Source organism: Paenibacillus silvae (genome assembly GCF_014639235.1).
GTDB classification, from domain to species: domain Bacteria; phylum Bacillota; class Bacilli; order Paenibacillales; family Paenibacillaceae; genus Paenibacillus; species Paenibacillus silvae.
In genome coordinates this window covers 766,121-781,770 of record NZ_BMFU01000002.1, presented here as the reverse complement: position 1 = coordinate 781,770, position 15,650 = coordinate 766,121, and the positions used below count along the sequence as shown (strand labels likewise).

Here is a 15,650-nt window from a genome sequence, read left to right as displayed (position 1 = left end):
ATCGACAAGCAAGTGTGATGGTGTGCGCAAATGCGACATTTTTCACCTTGCTTTTTTTATTGTATTCGGAGCGGGTGGACGTTGCATAATGAAACAATACAACTGCGAACGTCTTGGAATTTTATGAAAAAAACAAAAAAACTTAATTATGGGGATAGGAGAATGAGAAAATGGGAAAAGCACTAATTATCGGCGCCGGCGGCGTGGCTTCTGTAGCGGTACACAAATGCGTTCAAAACAGCGAGGTTTTTGAAGAAATCTGTATCGCAAGCCGCACAAAATCCAAATGCGACGATTTGAAAGCAAAATTGGATGGCGGTAAAACTAAAATTACGACTGCTCAAGTAGACGCAGATAACGTAGATGAACTGATCGCTTTGATCAATGAGTTCCAACCAGATATCGTAATGAACCTTGCGCTGCCATACCAGGATCTGACGATCATGGATGCGTGCCTGGCTACAAAAACACACTACATGGATACAGCAAACTATGAGCCTGAAGATACGGCGAAATTCGAATATAGCTGGCAGTGGGATTACAAAGAGCGTTTTGAAAAAGCGGGCATTACTGCTCTGCTGGGCAGTGGATTCGATCCGGGAGTAACTGGCGTATTCTCTGCATACGCATTGAAGCACTATTTTGACGAAATTGAATACATTGATATCCTCGACTGCAACGGCGGCGATCACGGTTACCCGTTTGCTACCAACTTCAACCCGGAGATCAACATTCGTGAAGTTTCTGCGAACGGCAGATACTGGGAGAACGGTGAATGGATCGAAACGAAACCGATGGAAATCAAACGTGTCTATGACTTCAAAGAAGTGGGCGAAAAAGACATGTACCTGTTGTATCACGAAGAGCTGGAGTCTCTCGCGAAAAACATCCCTGGCTTGAAACGTATCCGTTTCTTCATGACATTTGGTCAAAGCTACCTGACTCACTTGAAAGCTCTGGAAAACGTAGGCATGACTTCGATCGAGCCAATCGAATTCGAAGGTAAACAAATCATTCCTTTGCAGTTCCTGAAAGCTGTTCTGCCTGATCCGGCGTCCCTTGGACCTCGTACTGTAGGTAAAACAAACATCGGTTGTATCTTCAAAGGTAAAAAAGATGGTCAAGACAAAACGTACTATGTGTACAACATCTGTGACCACCAGGAGTGCTACAAAGAAGTTGGCTCCCAAGCAATCTCTTACACTACAGGTGTTCCGGCAATGATCGGCGCAGCGATGGTGATGACAGGCAAATGGAATAAACCAGGCGTATACAACGTGGAAGAGTTCAACCCGGATCCGTTCATGGAAGAACTGAACAAATGGGGCCTTCCTTGGGTAGAAGACTTCAATCCGGTTCTGGTTGATGCACTGCCGGAAGAGTCCAAAGCTAAAGAATCGGAGCTTGTTCGCTAAGATGCAGTTTGAACAGCTGCCTACGCCTTGTTTTGTTGTTGACGAAGCTTTGATTGAGAGAAACTTGAAAATCCTGAACGGTGTAATGCAGCGTACAGGTGCGAAAATTGTACTTGCACAGAAGGCATTTTCCATGACAGCTATGTATCCGCTGATTGGAGAATACTTGAGCGGTGCGACCGCAAGTGGTTTGTATGAAGCACGTCTCGGACATGAAGAGATGGGCAAGGAAAATCATGTTTTTGCTCCGGCTTTTCGTGAGGAGGAGATGGATGAGATTGTTTCGATCTGTGATCACATCATTTTCAACTCCTTTTCACAGCTGGCGAAATTCAAGGATAAAGCACTGCAGGCTGGTTGTAAGGTTGGTTTGCGTGTGAACCCGGAATGCTCCACGCAGGAAGGACACGAGATCTATGATCCGTGTTCTCCAGGTTCACGCTTCGGCGCAAAGCAGGAGGATTTCCGTGCAGAGCTGCTGGAAGGGGTATCTGGACTGCACTTCCATACGCTGTGTCAGCAAAACTCGGACGATCTGGAAACAACGCTGAATGCAGTGGTTGAGAAGTTCGGACAGTGGCTGCCGCAGATGGAATGGATTAACTTTGGCGGGGGACATCATATTACCCGTGAAGATTACGACATTCCAAGACTGGAAGCATGCATTAAACGGATGCAAAATGATTACGGCTTGGAAGTGTATCTGGAGCCGGGAGAAGCAGTTGCCCTCAATGCAGGTTATCTGGTGACTTCTGTTCTGGACTTCCACAAGAACGGCATGGATATCGCCATTTTGGATACTTCTGCAACTTGCCATATGCCGGATGTGCTTGAGATGCCATACCGTCCGCCATTGATCGGTTCAGGTGAAGCGGGGGAGAAGCCCCATCTGTACCGTCTGGGCGGACAAACATGTCTGTCTGGTGACGTCATTGGCGACTACTCCTTCGATGAGCCTTTGAAAGAAGGGGACCGTCTCGTATTTGAAGACATGGCGATCTACTCCATGGTTAAAACAAATACGTTTAACGGCATGCCACTGCCAGCGATTGCGGTGAAACGCAAAGACGGCGATTGCGAAGTCGTTCGTGAATTCGGATATCAGGATTTCAAAATGCGCTTGGCTTAAAAAAGAGAGCTGCTCCAGGATCACATCTGATGTGATCAGGAACAGCTCTTTTCGCGTATTTTCCCGGTTCCACTGCTCATTTGGGAAGGCTTCGAGTTCATTTATATTGCGGTCAGTATAGCTAGCTGTACTATTTGAGTTAATGCTGTGAATCAACAGGCTGGCTTGCTGCTCTTGCGGCATAAGGAAAGATCGGATTCTTCAGTTCAAAATTATAGGTTAAACCGTTCACTAGGCCTACAACATATTCGCTATCGTAGAGGTCCAGCAAAAATCCTGCCATCTGCTCCGCAGTATGGAACTTGGGTACACGTCCTTCATATTCAAACTGATCCAGATCAAAGGCACGTTCGGCAAATTCGGTTTCTGTGGCAGCAGGGGCAAGCACTTTAGCTTGCATCGGTACATTTTTGCTTTTCAATTCTTGTGCCAAGCCTTCTGTAAATGCACTTACATAAAATTTGGTTGCACAGTATGTTACCGCATCCGCGACGATGGTATACCCGCCTCCTGAAGAGATGTTAATAATCTGGGTACCTGGAACCTCGGCATAATCTCGAACATACAGGGTGGAGAGGATCGTAAGAGCTTCGATATTAAGATGAAGCATTTGTTCAATTTTGGGCAGATGCTGCTCGCCAACGGAAGCAAAATTGCCAAAGCCTGCGTTGTTAATCCACGTTTCAATGGAGTAATCCTTCAAGCTTTCATATAAGGCATGTACTTCTGTAGCAATGGACAGATCCACGGTACGGATTACAACATCCAGCTGCGGATAAAGTTCAGCTATTTTATTTTTTAACGAATTCAATGCTTCTGTTCTGCGGGCAGCGAGAATTAAATGTTTGCCTCGTGCTGCAAAAGCAAGAGCGGCTTCATATCCAATGCCTGAGCTGGCGCCTGTAATGACCGTATATTTCATGTGAATTCCTCCTGGGTTCAATTCAATCTATATTGTGGGATGACCACGAATTGATTATACTGATTAGAGTTTACTCTAAGTCAAGCACTCAGTTACAGGAGGTGAAAACAACAATGCATACCATCGGAGAGGTTGCCGAGATGTTAGGTATTAGCGCACATACGCTGCGTTATTATGAGAAGGAACAGATCATCATCCCGCTGCGTGATGCCAGCGGAGACAGACGATACAACGAGTCACATTTGAAATGGCTGCAGTTTGTCATCAAATTGAAGGAAACACAGATGCCGATCGCTGTAATCAAGCAATATGCTTCATTATTTCAGGAAGGCGAGCATACAGCCTCTGAGCGGCTAAAGCTGCTGGAGGACCACAAGAAGTCAGTGGAGCAGCAGATGAATACACTCCATGCGGCTAATGAAATGCTGGAGCTTAAAATTACAGCATATCGCTCATTTATCGGGAAATAATGTATGTAGGTCGAATAAAATGAGCAGACTGAGCTGGCTTTGCAATGACCTTCTATTGCCAAATGTGTGATTTTTGTTATAGACTATTTTTTATGTTTATTGATATTTAGCTGTTTATCGTTCACCAAGGGGGAAAAGGAATGCATCAACACAAAGCGCACAAATCAAACCAGCTTAAAATCCTCTCTAAAGCTCTGCTCATCATTATCGGAGGATTCATCACAGCGTATGGCCTGGAGGCCATACTGATTCCAAACAAGGTATCCGATGGTGGGGTTACGGGTCTAAGTATCGTTGGCTCGAATTTGTTCGGATTACCGCTTGGATTATTGATCGGACTGTTAAACATTCCGTTTGTATGGCTCGGATACAAGCAAATTGGTAAAAGCTTTGCCCTGTACTCCGTGATTGGTATTGCATCACTTGCCATCAGTGCCAGTCTCATGCACCATGTGCCGACGATTATTGAAGGGGACACACTTCTAGTTACGGTTGTGGGCGGTATCATTATCGGTTTTGGTATGGGTCTCGCACTGCGTAACGGCGGAGCACTGGATGGGATCGATATGCTTGCCGTGTTGTTATCCCGTAAGCTGCCGTTCGGAACGAGTGACCTGATTTTGTTCCTGAACATGTTTGTATTTATCGTAGTTTCAACCGTATTTGGCTTGCAAGGAGCTATTTTGTCTGGACTGGCATACTTTATTGCTTCCAAAGTAATACATATTGTTGAGGAAGGTTTGAGCGGTTCCAAGACGTTCAAAATCATTACGACTCAACCTGAAATTATGGTGGAGACCATTCGTGACCGCCTTGGACGCGGAGCAACGTATACCGATGCGTATGGCGGCTATTCCAACGAGCAGTTCAAGGAAATTACCTGTGTAATCAACCGCATGGAAGAAAGTAAAATCAAGGATATCATTAACGAGATTGACCCTGCAGCCTTTGTTGTGGTCTACGACGTAGCCGAAGTGAAGGGCGGCAACTTCAAGAAGAAGGACATTCACTAAGAACAAGCGTTGATAAGAGAAACCCTCTTGTCGGCGCTTTTTCTTATTTTTTTTTACTAAACATAACTGAATCAGGCGAGCAATGGGTGAAACATGGCTAATTACGTTGTTCGTATAGTAAGAACAGGCTGCCTATGATAAAATAACATTGTTATTTTTTGTTGAAGGAGTTGATGACAGTGACTGCCAGCAAAGCTGAATTGACAGAACAGAGGCTGCTCGCGTGCGCCAAAGCCGAATTTATGGAGAAGGGTTTCGCAGGTGCCAATTTGCGCTTCATTGCGCAGCGGGCAGGAATGACCACGGGGGCAATTTACCGCTATTTTTCAAACAAAGATGTATTATTCAAAGCTGTTGTAGGTCCAGCCGCCAATCATATACAGAGCAAGCTGGAGGAAATAGCAGACCGCCAGTTGGAACTGCTGAACATGGAAGGATTTATTACAGATTTAACAGCTGCAGATACAGTAGTCCATCAATTTGTAGACTACATTTATGAGAATTTTGACGTATTCGACTTACTGTTGAATCATGCGGCAGGCTCCTCAATGGAGGGTTTTATCAACTCCTTAATCGAGTTGGACATCGCTTCCACACAAGCCTATATCGACAAAATGCTTCAACTCGGCTTGCTGAAGAATAGTCCGCCAGCAAGGGTGATCGCCTTACTGGTCAAACAAAACTATAAACAGCTGCTGGAAATTGTTACATCCAAAATGACCCGTGTGGAAGCGAATGAATACATACGTCTGCTTGTCCCATTCTTATACGCAGGCTGGTGCACTATTTTAGAGAAGACCGACAGTCAGTAAAGATAATAATAGAAAAGAGGCCATATGCATGAACAAACTTGCTATCGGACATGTCTTATTGAAAGCCAGGCAACTGAAGCATACGGTTAAAGATTACGAAAAATGGGGCTTTACCGTCACGTACCGCACTGATCCCGCAACAGCACATAATGCACTCATTTATTTCCGCGACGGCTCCTTCCTGGAGCTGTTTAACCCGAAACCGATCAAAGCTCCGGACAAGCTGATTCTGGCTGTGCTTCAACTGATGCGTCCCCTTCATCCGTCCATGATTAGCCGATATATCTATTACATCAGGAGTACGGAGGGAATAACGGATTATGCGCTTGATTTTGTGCCTCCAGAGGATGCACAGATAACCTTGGCGAGGATGAAACAAGCCGGGGCAGCCATCAGCAAAAAGATAAATATGAGCAAGACTTTGCAAGATGGGCGAAAGCAAACATGGTGGATTGCTGCACCTGCAGATTTCTACCTGCCTTTTTTGATGAGCGCATATAGCCCCGCGGTCCCATGCAGCGAACAAGAGCTTACACATCCGAATGGTGCGCTTGGTATATATAAGCTTGTTATCGATGTCCCAGGGCTGGAACAATGGGTCAGCAAGTATAAGCCGTTCTTTGGTGATGCGGTCTGGTCCGACGATGGCCAGCAATGCGAGTATGTATTGGAAAAGGGGCATACGATTGTGCTCAGGCAAGCCAAGCAGTACCAGATTTCAGAAATTCATTTGTTAACCTCGCAGCCGATTGCCACAAAGCTTTCGCTACAGCCTGAGTGTGCCCATGGGACGGCGATCTACATGAAGCAGGCTTGAAAAGACAAACGTAGTCTCAAAGCCTTTACAAATACAACCAGCTTTAATCTTCAGTGAAAACAGTGGCAAAGCTGCTGTCAACGCCTTCAATGTACAGTGGTATCGCGTAAACCGTGCTAATATCGGTAAGATCCTGGTCCAGATTCAGATCTTCAATGACGAGAATGTACTTGCCATCGACCCGGTCTTTGCCCAAAATAATTTGGTGAAAAGCAACGGCTTCATCTGGATAATTGGCTGCACCAGCGGAAATCATATCAATACCTATGGCTCGCAAGGAGTCAAATATCATCAGATAACGTGCTGCGGATTCTGATAACCCGGGGTTATGATTGGCGTACCGCTCAGGCTCAGATGAGCGAATTGTGCCAAAACCCGTGCGAATAAGCAGCAGATCCGCTCCAGCGATTTGATGTTCAAAAGGCTGCAGATCAGCTTTGGTGATCAACTCATCATCACTTTTAGGAATATCAATAATGACAGGGTGGGTGAAAATAAAATCTTCAATCGCAATCTCACTGATTTTCTTGCCTTGAGGATTAAAGTGCCATGGGGCATCAATATGTGTTCCGTTATGATTAAGGCTTGTGATGACAAACTGGTTATACGGATCACCTTGAGCAATACTGGCCTGCTGCTGGATCACGACTGGAGGATTATCTTTGTATACCGGCGTGTTTACGCTCAAAGGATAAGACAAGAGAAGGCGCTTCATTTTTGGCGTTAGCTCCTTTCGTGGCGCATTGACTTGTATTACTTGCATAAGCAGGACGTCTGTATGGAAAACTTGAGTAGTGTGAAGAAATACATGACATTTCAATAAGGAGGTTAGCGAGATGACAAAGCAAGACCCGCAGGAACTTTTGAAGCAGAAGCACGAACAGGACGAGCACAAAAGACAATTCACCAATTTCTCCCGCAACGTATCCGGTCATAGTGAGATGGAAGCAGGCCAGGAATTCAGTCAGGATCATGTGACGGATGACCAGAACCGTATGAAATCGGTTGAGAATAGACGAGCTTATCCAAATTAATGTGCAAATACGATGGTAAGGTTATAAGCTGGTCCAGTTATGGATCAGCTTTTTGCTATTTGAATTGCTATACTTCACCTAACGAAATTAACATTTAATCAAGCTGGTCAACAGGTCAAAAAGGTCGTATAGTAGTATATGTTAAATGGAAGAGAAGTATATTTCGCTAAGTGCTCTTGAAGGGCACAAACCAAACAATTTTACATATAAGGATGGGGAAATATGGACTTTACACCGGTTGCTTCATTAATTGATCGCTTAACATCATGGAGAGTCCCATGGGCAGAAGTACTTGTTATGCATCACAACGAAATCGTTTTCCAGTATCGGAAGGGTTTCGAAAATGTGGAGGAAAAGACGCCCATTCGGGAGAACGCGATCTTTAATCTGTACTCCATGACCAAGATCATGACTTGTGTGGCTGCGCTGCAGCTGGTTGAAAAAGGGGATATTCTTTTACTCGACCCACTGTCTCAATATTTACCTGAATTTGCAGAAATGCAGGTAAAGAAGGCACTGCCCAATGGCGAAGTTTACTATGAGAAAGCGGCCAGACCGATCACGGTACGTGATCTGTTTACGATGACTGCGGGCTTTTCATATGATATCCACGCGCCAAGTATCAAGGAAGCGGTGGAACGTACCCACGGAAAACTGCCTACACGGGAGTTTGCGAGAGCTTTGGCGAAGGAACCGCTGATGTTTGAGCCAGGTACACACTGGAATTACAGCATGTGTCATGATGTGCTTGGTGCACTGGTGGAATTGGTAAGTGGTAAACGATTCGGCACATATTTGCAGGATGAGATTATTCAACCGCTTGGCATGTATGACACCACTTTTGATCTGAAGGAAGAGCAGCAGTCTCGCTTGATTCCGCAATACCTTTTTGATGAACAGCAAGATAAAGCGGTACGGATGGATGGCAATGGCTTCCGTGTAGGTACAGAACTGGATAGTGGCGGTGCGGGATTGTTATCCACCGTGAATGATTATGCCAAGTTCCTGAATGCACTGACCGGATTTGGTACAAGTCCTGAAGGCGTGCGAATTTTATCCCGGGCTTCCGTGGAGCTCATGAGAGCCGATCATCTAAACGAGATGACACGGCCTGACTTTTCATGGGATCATATGTATGGTTACGGCTATGGTCTCGGCGTTCGTACACATATCTCCCCAGCAGGCAGTGGATCACTGAGCCCGTTTGGTGAATTTGGATGGGCCGGTGCGGCCGGCTGTATGGCCATTATAGACCCGGATTCCGGGCTGACAGTGATGTATGCCCAGCATCTGTTGAACAGCCAGGAGCATTATGTGCATCGTCGTTTGCGTAATGCGATTTATTCTTGTCTGTAAGCTAGTTTAATCGCTGATGGTGTATTCCCCAACCCTGCTGTAAAGATCAGCGGGGTTTATTCTTTTTTAATGACACTTCATTTGCAAAATAAGTATTTAATGATTTCTTTGTCAGAAAAGATATGTTATCCTAACATAGGTAATTGGAACTAGAGGGAGAAGTTTCCTGGCCATAAAATAATATAAGGGGGATAGTGCAAAGCAAAATAACATCGTTTGAAAGCAAGAACATGAAGTTTTATACAGTGTTTGTAGAAAGCAAAAGAAGCAGTTTATTTCAAATTTTAATGATACATAAAGGAGTTCTTAAGATGACTTATTGGAAAAATCAGAAGATATGGGCGTTCCTGACGCTTTTGCCCTTGGTTACGACGTTCCTCTCGGCTTTGTTTCTGCTTCCAGGCACAGCTGCGGCAAAAGGAGAGCAAATTGCTGCCGATCAGTTGAAGCAACAGAGTAGACTTTCGTTTACACTACGAGATGCACAGCAGACTGCATATACGGTTTATATTTTTGCCGATGACGAAGAAGCTAGCACATTAATCGGGCCAGATAGCCAGACAAAAAATAAAGCTGGAGATGTCAGTTATTCCGGTACATATCGTGCAGCACTTCTCAAGTCTGGAGCCTCATTCGGAACGGTGCAGAATGTTAAATTGGAGTTGGATAAGATTATATTACCTCAAAATTGGAATTTTGTAGTAAATAGTAAGGAGAATGGTATTCCTGATCTTTTGATGATTACAGAGTGGGGTGCATCAAATGTAAATATGATTAAAACGTTTGTAATTCAATCGGGTGATTTGAAGCGTGTAAATTATTTTCAGCACAATGGCAAATCCATAGGGAACTCTTTTATTGCGATGAGAGATGGGGGTATTCGGGCACTGTCAGGTGGTCGTGTACAGTTCAGGTATTATAATAATGCGCAGGGTATTTACGAATTTTATACCTTTAAAATTAATGCAAAGCAATTACAGATGCGTCTCGATGATATTCGAAATCAAAAGGTTGCAGATTGGCCTAATTCTGGAGTCGGGAATCGTGCTTACCTGAAGAGTCTCAAGGATGCTGCCTCCAAAGGACAGCTACCTGGACGGACAGATATTACAACAGGCCTGACGTTGCAAACGGTGCAAAAGAAACTGGGTAAACCTAAATCCAAATCAAATGGAGAGTGGGGTGCTTTATACAATTATGCTAACTTTGGTATCGGATTTGATTCCTACCTGCATGAATTGAAAAGCAACTCTCGCGTTTCCGTCATTGAGCTTTACAATGAGAAGCAGTATCTTTCTCCTGGTAACATAAAGATGTGGCTCGGAAAACCGTCTGAGGAATATTACAATGAAGCCGTTGGCGGATACGAGATGATATATAAATGGGGTAAACATGGTATTATGTTTAATTATGAAGAAAAAGAAGACTTGATTGATTACACTGTCATTTACTAATTTCAGCAGACATAATCGTGTTGTTACAGTTAAAAAGCCGCTAATTAGCGGCTTTTTATCATTTGAAGTGAGTTTACCCGGTTCACCAGATAAATACCTACGGACACCAACACTAACGCGACCAAATTTTTCATTTCCCAGATGGTCTCACCCAGAAATAGTGCAGATAACAGTGCGCCAAAGATGGGAATCAGGAAGTTATACACGGAGACCTTGCCGACCTTGTTGTATTTCAGCAACACATTCCATAAACAGAAGGCCACAGAAGATAACAACGCCAGATAAACTAGATTCATCGTGGATTCCCATGTGAAATGAGTAACCCGACCACCTAACGAGAGCCCGAGCAGGGTTAGCACCAATCCGCCCACCAGCAGGCTCACACCTGTAATCATCATAACATCAATAGCCGATGTTAATCGCTTCGCATAGATGGCTGTAATTGAAAATACCAGCGCTGCCATAATGATGAATCCCTCTCCAGAAAAAGAGAACGAGAACGTGAGCAGGTCTGCGTGAAAGTTGACGATAATAACGCCGATGAATCCGAGCACACAGCCAATCACTTTGTTGCGGCTCAGCTTGTCGTTTTTATAAATAAAATGCGCCAGTACAACACTGAAAAACGTCGTGGTTGCGTTCATGATGGAGCCTTTGACACCTGTTGTATTCGCGACGCCTACATAGAAAAACATATATTGCAGTCCCGTTTGCAGCACGCCGAGTATACTCAAGCTTGCCCATTCACGTCCGCTAAGCTTCAACCTGCGTCTGAAACCGACACGATATAATAGCAGGAGCAATATACCCGCCAGGCTGAAACGATAACCGGCAAAAACGTATTTTGAAGCAATATCTTCGGGCAAAATATGAAAAGCAACATATCCGAGCTTGATGGAAGGGTAGGCACTTCCCCATAGCAGGCAGCACAGAGCGGCAATTAGCATAACGATGATGGGATCGCTGAATTTGCTCCGCTGTTGTTCCAGCTCTCTATGGTTTGTTTTCGCTGCCTCGGTCCATTCGTTCGCAAGTGGGGCATTAGCTGCTTTTGCTGTGGAACTTTCGGCTTTTGCTGAGCTGGAAATTCTTGATGATTTTTCAGTTTTTTCTGTTCTTTCGATCACACTTAATCTTCTCCTCGCTTATTGTACAGAACGATATGTATAAAACAAAATATCATGCCTTATAGACCATATCATAAAATGCAGCGTTTGTGTTGGGAGAAAACAGGGTAAGGGAGCATTCGTCATCGTGGCTTGCAATAAGAGCATATGCTTCGTAAAAAAGGGTTTGGGACTTAATTCCAGTTAGAGAGGGCTTGCTAAACAGCTAAGAATGTGATAATTTATGTCTGTAACCGGTTACACATAAGGAGAACATATTCCATGACAACGATTAAAGATGTAGCGAATCTGGCTGGTGTATCGGTAGCCACGGTATCCAGAGTTATTAATGACAGAGGTTATGTGCATGCCGACACACGTAAAAAAGTGGAGGATGCAGTTAAAGCACTTCACTTTTCTCCAAACGAAGTGGCACGCTCACTGTACACACGCAAGTCAAAACTGATTGGACTGCTGCTGCCCGACATTGCTAACCCGTACTTTCCTCAGCTCGCACGAGGGGTGGAGGATCGGATGCAGGAGCAGGACTATCGATTGATATTTGGTAATAGTGATGAGGATGAGCGGAAGGAGCAGGATTACATCCAGACGTTCATCCAGAATAACGTGGTGGGTGTGATCTCGTCTACCAATTATCCTCACTCTTCAATATATGAAAAGCTGAAGATTCCCGTTGTATTTCTGGACAGAACTTCCCTGGATCGCCCTTCGGTATATGCTGACGGAAGAGAAGGTGGCAGACTGGCCGCAAAGGAAATCATTGAACGGGGCAGCAAGCGAATTACCGTGATGCAAGGACCTTCACATATTAGACCGGCTCAAGATCGGTTTGAAGGTGCAATTGAAATTATAAGAGAGGCTGGGCTCAACTATGAGATCGTTCAAACCACCTCGTTTTCATTTAATGAGGCGGGAATGTGGGCAGAAGAGCTCTTCAGAGAGTACCCTGATACGGATGGCGTAATTGCCAGTAACGATATTGCGGCAATGGCCGTACTGCATGAAGCTTATCGCATAGGCAAGAACGTACCAGACGATGTGCAGGTCATCGGGTTTGACGATATCCCCATGAGTGGTTTGTTGTCGCCAGCATTGTCCACGATCCGTCAGCCAGCATATGAGATGGGCCGGGAAGCGGCCGGATTACTTATTCAATTAGTAGAGCAAAATAAGCTGGAGAATAAAAACATACAGTTGCCCGTGTCCTTTATTGAACGGGGGACAACAAGAAAGGTGAGAAATGATGGCTAACATATGTGTAATTGGCAGCAGTTCAATAGATCTGGTGGTGACTTCTTCGAGAAGACCGAGCGCAGGAGAAACCGTGCTTGGTCAGAGCTTCAAAACGGTTCCTGGCGGTAAAGGCGCTAACCAGGCTGTGGCGGCGGCCCGCTTGGGTGCAGAAGTAGTGATGATCGGTCGAGTAGGTGATGATACCTTCGGTACAGATATTTTAGAGAACTTCAAGGCGAATCATGTTAATACAAGCAATGTGAAACCGGTTACACATTGCGAGAGCGGCACGGCTCATATCATATTGGCTGAGGGAGATAATAGCATTGTAGTGGTTGAAGCGGCCAATCGTGAAGTTACACCTGCATATGTTGACGAGGCTGCCGAAGCGATTCGTCTTGCAGACATCGTGTTGATCCAACAGGAGATTCCAGAAGAAACGGTAATTCATGTCAGCCAATTGTGTGCTGAATACCAGACGCCATTGCTGCTCAACCCGGCTCCAGCACGGGAGGTTCCACAAGAGGTAATCGACAATGCATCCTACATTACACCGAATGAGCATGAGGCCGCAATCTTGTTCAAGGGTATGAAGCCTGCCGAGGCATTACGTCAATATCCGAACAAGCTGTTTATTACAGAAGGTAGCAAGGGTGTCCGTTATTTTGACGGTAATGAAGAGGTTCTCGTTCCAACGTATAAAGTCGAAGCCGTAGATACAACAGGTGCTGGCGATACCTTTAATGCAGCATTTGCAGTGGCTTTGGCTGAAGGCAATTCCATTCAGGACAGTGTGCGTTTTGCGAATCGGGCGGCGTCGTTATCCGTAACCAAGTTTGGTGCACAGGGCGGCATGCCAACCCGGAACGAAGTAGAAGCAGGTCTGTAACAAGAAGCTGAACATAGATTTCTAGTGAAATAGATGAGATTTTGCGAAAAAGATAAAGGGGAACTTGTAATGAAGAAAAACGGCATCCTGAACAGTCATATTTCAAAAATATTATCTGATCTCGGTCACACGGACCGGATTGCCATTGCGGATGCGGGCTTGCCCGTTCCGGATGGGGTGCTCAAAATTGATCTGGCACTCAAGCTCGGCATGCCGAGCTTCCGTGAAGTGCTGGACGTCATTGCAGACGACATGGTTACGGAGAGAGTCATTGTAGCCAGCGAGATCCGGGAGGGAAATCCACAGACGCTTGCTTACCTTACAGACAAGTTTGGTTCAGAAATTATGGATGACAGCTTGGACCATGAACAATTCAAAGCCTTAACCCGGCAGGTAAAGGCGGTTATTCGCACAGGCGAGGCTACGCCGTATGCCAATTGCATTTTACAATCGGGAGTAAATTTCGGTTAAAAGGAGGCACCATAACCATGCACATTCAGATGCATAACATTCATAAAGCGTTTGGCACCAACCAAGTGTTAAGCGGCGTGGATTTTGATCTCAAAGAAGGTGAGGTTCATGCCCTGATGGGGGAGAACGGCGCTGGCAAATCCACGCTCATGAACATTCTGATTGGCCTGCATCAGCGTGATCAAGGAACGATTGAGATTGACGGCAAGGAAACGTATTTTGGCAGTCCAAAGGAAGCAGAGCAGCTTGGCCTTACGTTTATTCATCAGGAGCTGAATGTGTGGCCGGAGATGACGGTGCTGGATAATCTGTTTATCGGCAAGGAGATATCCTCCTCCACGGGATTACTGAACACCAGACAAATGAAAGCGCTTGCCAGTGAACAGTTTGCCAAATTATCTGTAGATATCCCGCTGGAACGTCCTGCCGGGGAGTGCTCTGTCGGGCAGCAGCAGATGATCGAGATTGCGAAAGCATTGATGACCGATGCAAAAGTGATCATTATGGACGAGCCTACGGCGGCTTTGACGGAGCGAGAGATTCAGAAGCTGTTTGAGGTGATTCGTTCCTTGCAAAAAAACGGTGTCTCCATCGTATATATCTCTCATCGAATGGAGGAAATCTTCACGATCTGTGATCGAATCACCATTATGCGTGATGGTCGAACCGTGGACACCAAAGCCATTCCCGAGACCAACTTTGATGAGGTCGTGCGCAAGATGGTAGGCCGCGAGCTTACGGAGCGTTATCCGGCACGCAATCCGAAATATGGCGAAGTTGTGCTTGAGGTGCGAAACGCAAGCCGGAAGGGTTTGTTCGAAAATGTCAGCTTTGACGTCAAAGCGGGCGAAGTGCTCGGCTTTTCCGGACTGATGGGATCGGGGCGTACGGAGATCATGAGAGCTATCTTTGGACTGGATCGGCTGGACAGCGGAGAAATCAAGATACGCGGCAAAAAGGTAAACATCCGCAAGCCGTCAGATGCGGTGAAGCATGGCATCGGTTTTATTACCGAAGACCGGAAGGATGAAGGGCTGGTGCTCGATTTTTCCATCCGTGAAAATATGGCATTAACGAACTTGTTCAGCTTTTCAAGCAAAGGTTTCATCTCCACTGCCAAGGAACAGGAGTTTGTGGACACACTGATCAAACGGCTTCAGATCAAAACACAATCCTCGGAAACGGCGGCCCGGAACTTGTCCGGGGGGAACCAGCAGAAGGTCGTCATTGCCAAATGGGTAGGTATTGGTCCGAGTGTTCTCATTCTGGACGAGCCTACGCGTGGGGTAGATGTTGGCGCGAAGCGTGAAATCTATCAGCTCATGAACGAACTGACGGATCGCGGAGTGGCTATCATCATGGTTTCGTCTGAGCTGCCTGAAGTGCTCGGGATGAGCGATCGTATTGCGGTGGTCCATGAAGGTCACATTACCGGCGTGCTGCAGAAGGAAGAAGCGACACAGGAACATATTATGACTTTAGCTACAGGGGGACAGTAACATGACAAC

The 15,650-nt window shown here is 45.6% G+C and carries 16 protein-coding genes; 13 read left to right on the top strand and 3 right to left on the bottom strand.

The window, feature by feature from the left end:
* The first annotated feature begins 170 nt into the window (after positions 1-170).
* Positions 171-1,415 (top strand): saccharopine dehydrogenase family protein, encoded by a 1,245-nt coding sequence (locus IEW26_RS09400; protein WP_145402373.1) that lies wholly within the window; start codon positions 171-173, stop codon positions 1,413-1,415.
* 1 nt (position 1,416) lies between these two features.
* On the top strand, positions 1,417-2,544 hold the full coding sequence (nspC, locus tag IEW26_RS09395) for a carboxynorspermidine decarboxylase (RefSeq protein ID WP_111268865.1): 1,128 nt from the start codon (positions 1,417-1,419) through the stop codon (positions 2,542-2,544).
* 139 nt (positions 2,545-2,683) lie between these two features.
* On the opposite strand, the gene IEW26_RS09390 is transcribed toward nspC, so the two are convergent.
* A complete protein-coding gene (locus tag IEW26_RS09390; protein ID WP_188592185.1) occupies positions 2,684-3,466 on the bottom strand; it encodes an SDR family NAD(P)-dependent oxidoreductase in 783 nt (260 codons plus the stop codon).
* A 113-nt stretch (positions 3,467-3,579) separates the two neighbouring features.
* Here IEW26_RS09390 and IEW26_RS09385 point away from each other — a divergent pair, with 113 nt between their 5' ends.
* The 4 genes from IEW26_RS09385 to IEW26_RS09370 all read left to right on the top strand — a co-directional run bounded on the left by IEW26_RS09385 (position 3,580) and on the right by IEW26_RS09370 (position 6,578).
* Positions 3,580-3,936, top strand: coding sequence for a MerR family transcriptional regulator (locus tag IEW26_RS09385; RefSeq protein WP_145402371.1), 357 nt, complete (start codon positions 3,580-3,582; stop codon positions 3,934-3,936).
* A 140-nt stretch (positions 3,937-4,076) separates the two neighbouring features.
* Positions 4,077-4,949 (top strand): YitT family protein, encoded by an 873-nt coding sequence (locus tag IEW26_RS09380; RefSeq protein ID WP_145402370.1) that lies wholly within the window; start codon positions 4,077-4,079, stop codon positions 4,947-4,949.
* Between the two features lie 179 nt (positions 4,950-5,128).
* Positions 5,129-5,761, top strand: a complete 633-nt coding sequence (locus IEW26_RS09375; protein WP_188592184.1) for a TetR/AcrR family transcriptional regulator — start codon at positions 5,129-5,131, stop codon at positions 5,759-5,761.
* A gap of 28 nt (positions 5,762-5,789) precedes the next feature.
* The gene (locus tag IEW26_RS09370; RefSeq protein WP_188592183.1) at positions 5,790-6,578 is read left to right on the top strand and encodes a VOC family protein; all 789 of its coding nucleotides are present in this window, start codon (positions 5,790-5,792) and stop codon (positions 6,576-6,578) included.
* Positions 6,579-6,621: 43 nt separating this feature from the next.
* Here IEW26_RS09370 and IEW26_RS09365 read toward each other — a convergent pair whose 3' ends face one another.
* Positions 6,622-7,293 (bottom strand): cyclase family protein, encoded by a 672-nt coding sequence (locus tag IEW26_RS09365; RefSeq protein WP_188592182.1) that lies wholly within the window; start codon positions 7,291-7,293, stop codon positions 6,622-6,624.
* Between the two features lie 121 nt (positions 7,294-7,414).
* Here IEW26_RS09365 and IEW26_RS09360 point away from each other — a divergent pair, with 121 nt between their 5' ends.
* The 3 genes from IEW26_RS09360 (at position 7,415) to IEW26_RS09350 (ending at position 10,422) form a co-directional block, all read left to right on the top strand.
* Positions 7,415-7,612, top strand: coding sequence for a hypothetical protein (locus tag IEW26_RS09360; protein ID WP_111268858.1), 198 nt, complete (start codon positions 7,415-7,417; stop codon positions 7,610-7,612).
* Between the two features lie 222 nt (positions 7,613-7,834).
* Entirely contained in the window at positions 7,835-8,968 is a 1,134-nt protein-coding gene (locus IEW26_RS09355; protein WP_188592181.1) for a serine hydrolase domain-containing protein, read from the top strand.
* 311 nt (positions 8,969-9,279) lie between these two features.
* The gene (locus IEW26_RS09350; RefSeq protein ID WP_188592180.1) at positions 9,280-10,422 is read left to right on the top strand and encodes a DUF4309 domain-containing protein; all 1,143 of its coding nucleotides are present in this window, start codon (positions 9,280-9,282) and stop codon (positions 10,420-10,422) included.
* A gap of 44 nt (positions 10,423-10,466) precedes the next feature.
* Here the strand turns inward: IEW26_RS09350 and IEW26_RS09345 are convergent, their stop codons facing one another.
* The gene (locus tag IEW26_RS09345) at positions 10,467-11,549 is read right to left on the bottom strand and encodes a DMT family transporter (RefSeq protein ID WP_229729756.1); all 1,083 of its coding nucleotides are present in this window, start codon (positions 11,547-11,549) and stop codon (positions 10,467-10,469) included.
* Positions 11,550-11,810: 261 nt separating this feature from the next.
* Here IEW26_RS09345 and IEW26_RS09340 point away from each other — a divergent pair, with 261 nt between their 5' ends.
* The 4 genes from IEW26_RS09340 (at position 11,811) to IEW26_RS09325 (ending at position 15,641) form a co-directional block, all read left to right on the top strand.
* Positions 11,811-12,800, top strand: coding sequence for a LacI family DNA-binding transcriptional regulator (locus IEW26_RS09340; RefSeq protein WP_111268855.1), 990 nt, complete (start codon positions 11,811-11,813; stop codon positions 12,798-12,800).
* Positions 12,793-13,671 (top strand): ribokinase, encoded by an 879-nt coding sequence (gene rbsK / locus IEW26_RS09335; RefSeq protein ID WP_188592179.1) that lies wholly within the window; start codon positions 12,793-12,795, stop codon positions 13,669-13,671. The genes IEW26_RS09340 and rbsK overlap by 8 nt, the downstream gene beginning before the upstream one ends.
* Positions 13,672-13,740: 69 nt before the next feature.
* Positions 13,741-14,142 carry a D-ribose pyranase gene (gene rbsD / locus IEW26_RS09330; protein WP_188592178.1) on the top strand — a complete coding sequence of 134 codons (402 nt, stop codon included), beginning with the start codon at positions 13,741-13,743 and terminating at the stop codon, positions 14,140-14,142.
* Between the two features lie 17 nt (positions 14,143-14,159).
* Positions 14,160-15,641, top strand: coding sequence for a sugar ABC transporter ATP-binding protein (locus tag IEW26_RS09325; protein WP_188592177.1), 1,482 nt, complete (start codon positions 14,160-14,162; stop codon positions 15,639-15,641).
* Positions 15,642-15,650 lie beyond the last annotated feature (9 nt).

Coding starts and splice junctions, on each gene's coding strand:
- IEW26_RS09400 (WP_145402373.1), top strand. CDS start 171: ATGGGAAAAGCACTAATTATCGGCGCCGGCGGCGTGGCTTCTGTAGCG.
- nspC (WP_111268865.1), top strand. CDS start 1,417: ATGCAGTTTGAACAGCTGCCTACGCCTTGTTTTGTTGTTGACGAAGCT.
- IEW26_RS09390 (WP_188592185.1), bottom strand. CDS start 3,466: ATGAAATATACGGTCATTACAGGCGCCAGCTCAGGCATTGGATATGAA.
- IEW26_RS09385 (WP_145402371.1), top strand. CDS start 3,580: ATGCATACCATCGGAGAGGTTGCCGAGATGTTAGGTATTAGCGCACAT.
- IEW26_RS09380 (WP_145402370.1), top strand. CDS start 4,077: ATGCATCAACACAAAGCGCACAAATCAAACCAGCTTAAAATCCTCTCT.
- IEW26_RS09370 (WP_188592183.1), top strand. CDS start 5,790: ATGAACAAACTTGCTATCGGACATGTCTTATTGAAAGCCAGGCAACTG.
- IEW26_RS09365 (WP_188592182.1), bottom strand. CDS start 7,293: ATGAAGCGCCTTCTCTTGTCTTATCCTTTGAGCGTAAACACGCCGGTA.
- IEW26_RS09360 (WP_111268858.1), top strand. CDS start 7,415: ATGACAAAGCAAGACCCGCAGGAACTTTTGAAGCAGAAGCACGAACAG.
- IEW26_RS09355 (WP_188592181.1), top strand. CDS start 7,835: ATGGACTTTACACCGGTTGCTTCATTAATTGATCGCTTAACATCATGG.
- IEW26_RS09350 (WP_188592180.1), top strand. CDS start 9,280: ATGACTTATTGGAAAAATCAGAAGATATGGGCGTTCCTGACGCTTTTG.
- IEW26_RS09340 (WP_111268855.1), top strand. CDS start 11,811: ATGACAACGATTAAAGATGTAGCGAATCTGGCTGGTGTATCGGTAGCC.
- rbsK (WP_188592179.1), top strand. CDS start 12,793: ATGGCTAACATATGTGTAATTGGCAGCAGTTCAATAGATCTGGTGGTG.
- rbsD (WP_188592178.1), top strand. CDS start 13,741: ATGAAGAAAAACGGCATCCTGAACAGTCATATTTCAAAAATATTATCT.
- IEW26_RS09325 (WP_188592177.1), top strand. CDS start 14,160: ATGCACATTCAGATGCATAACATTCATAAAGCGTTTGGCACCAACCAA.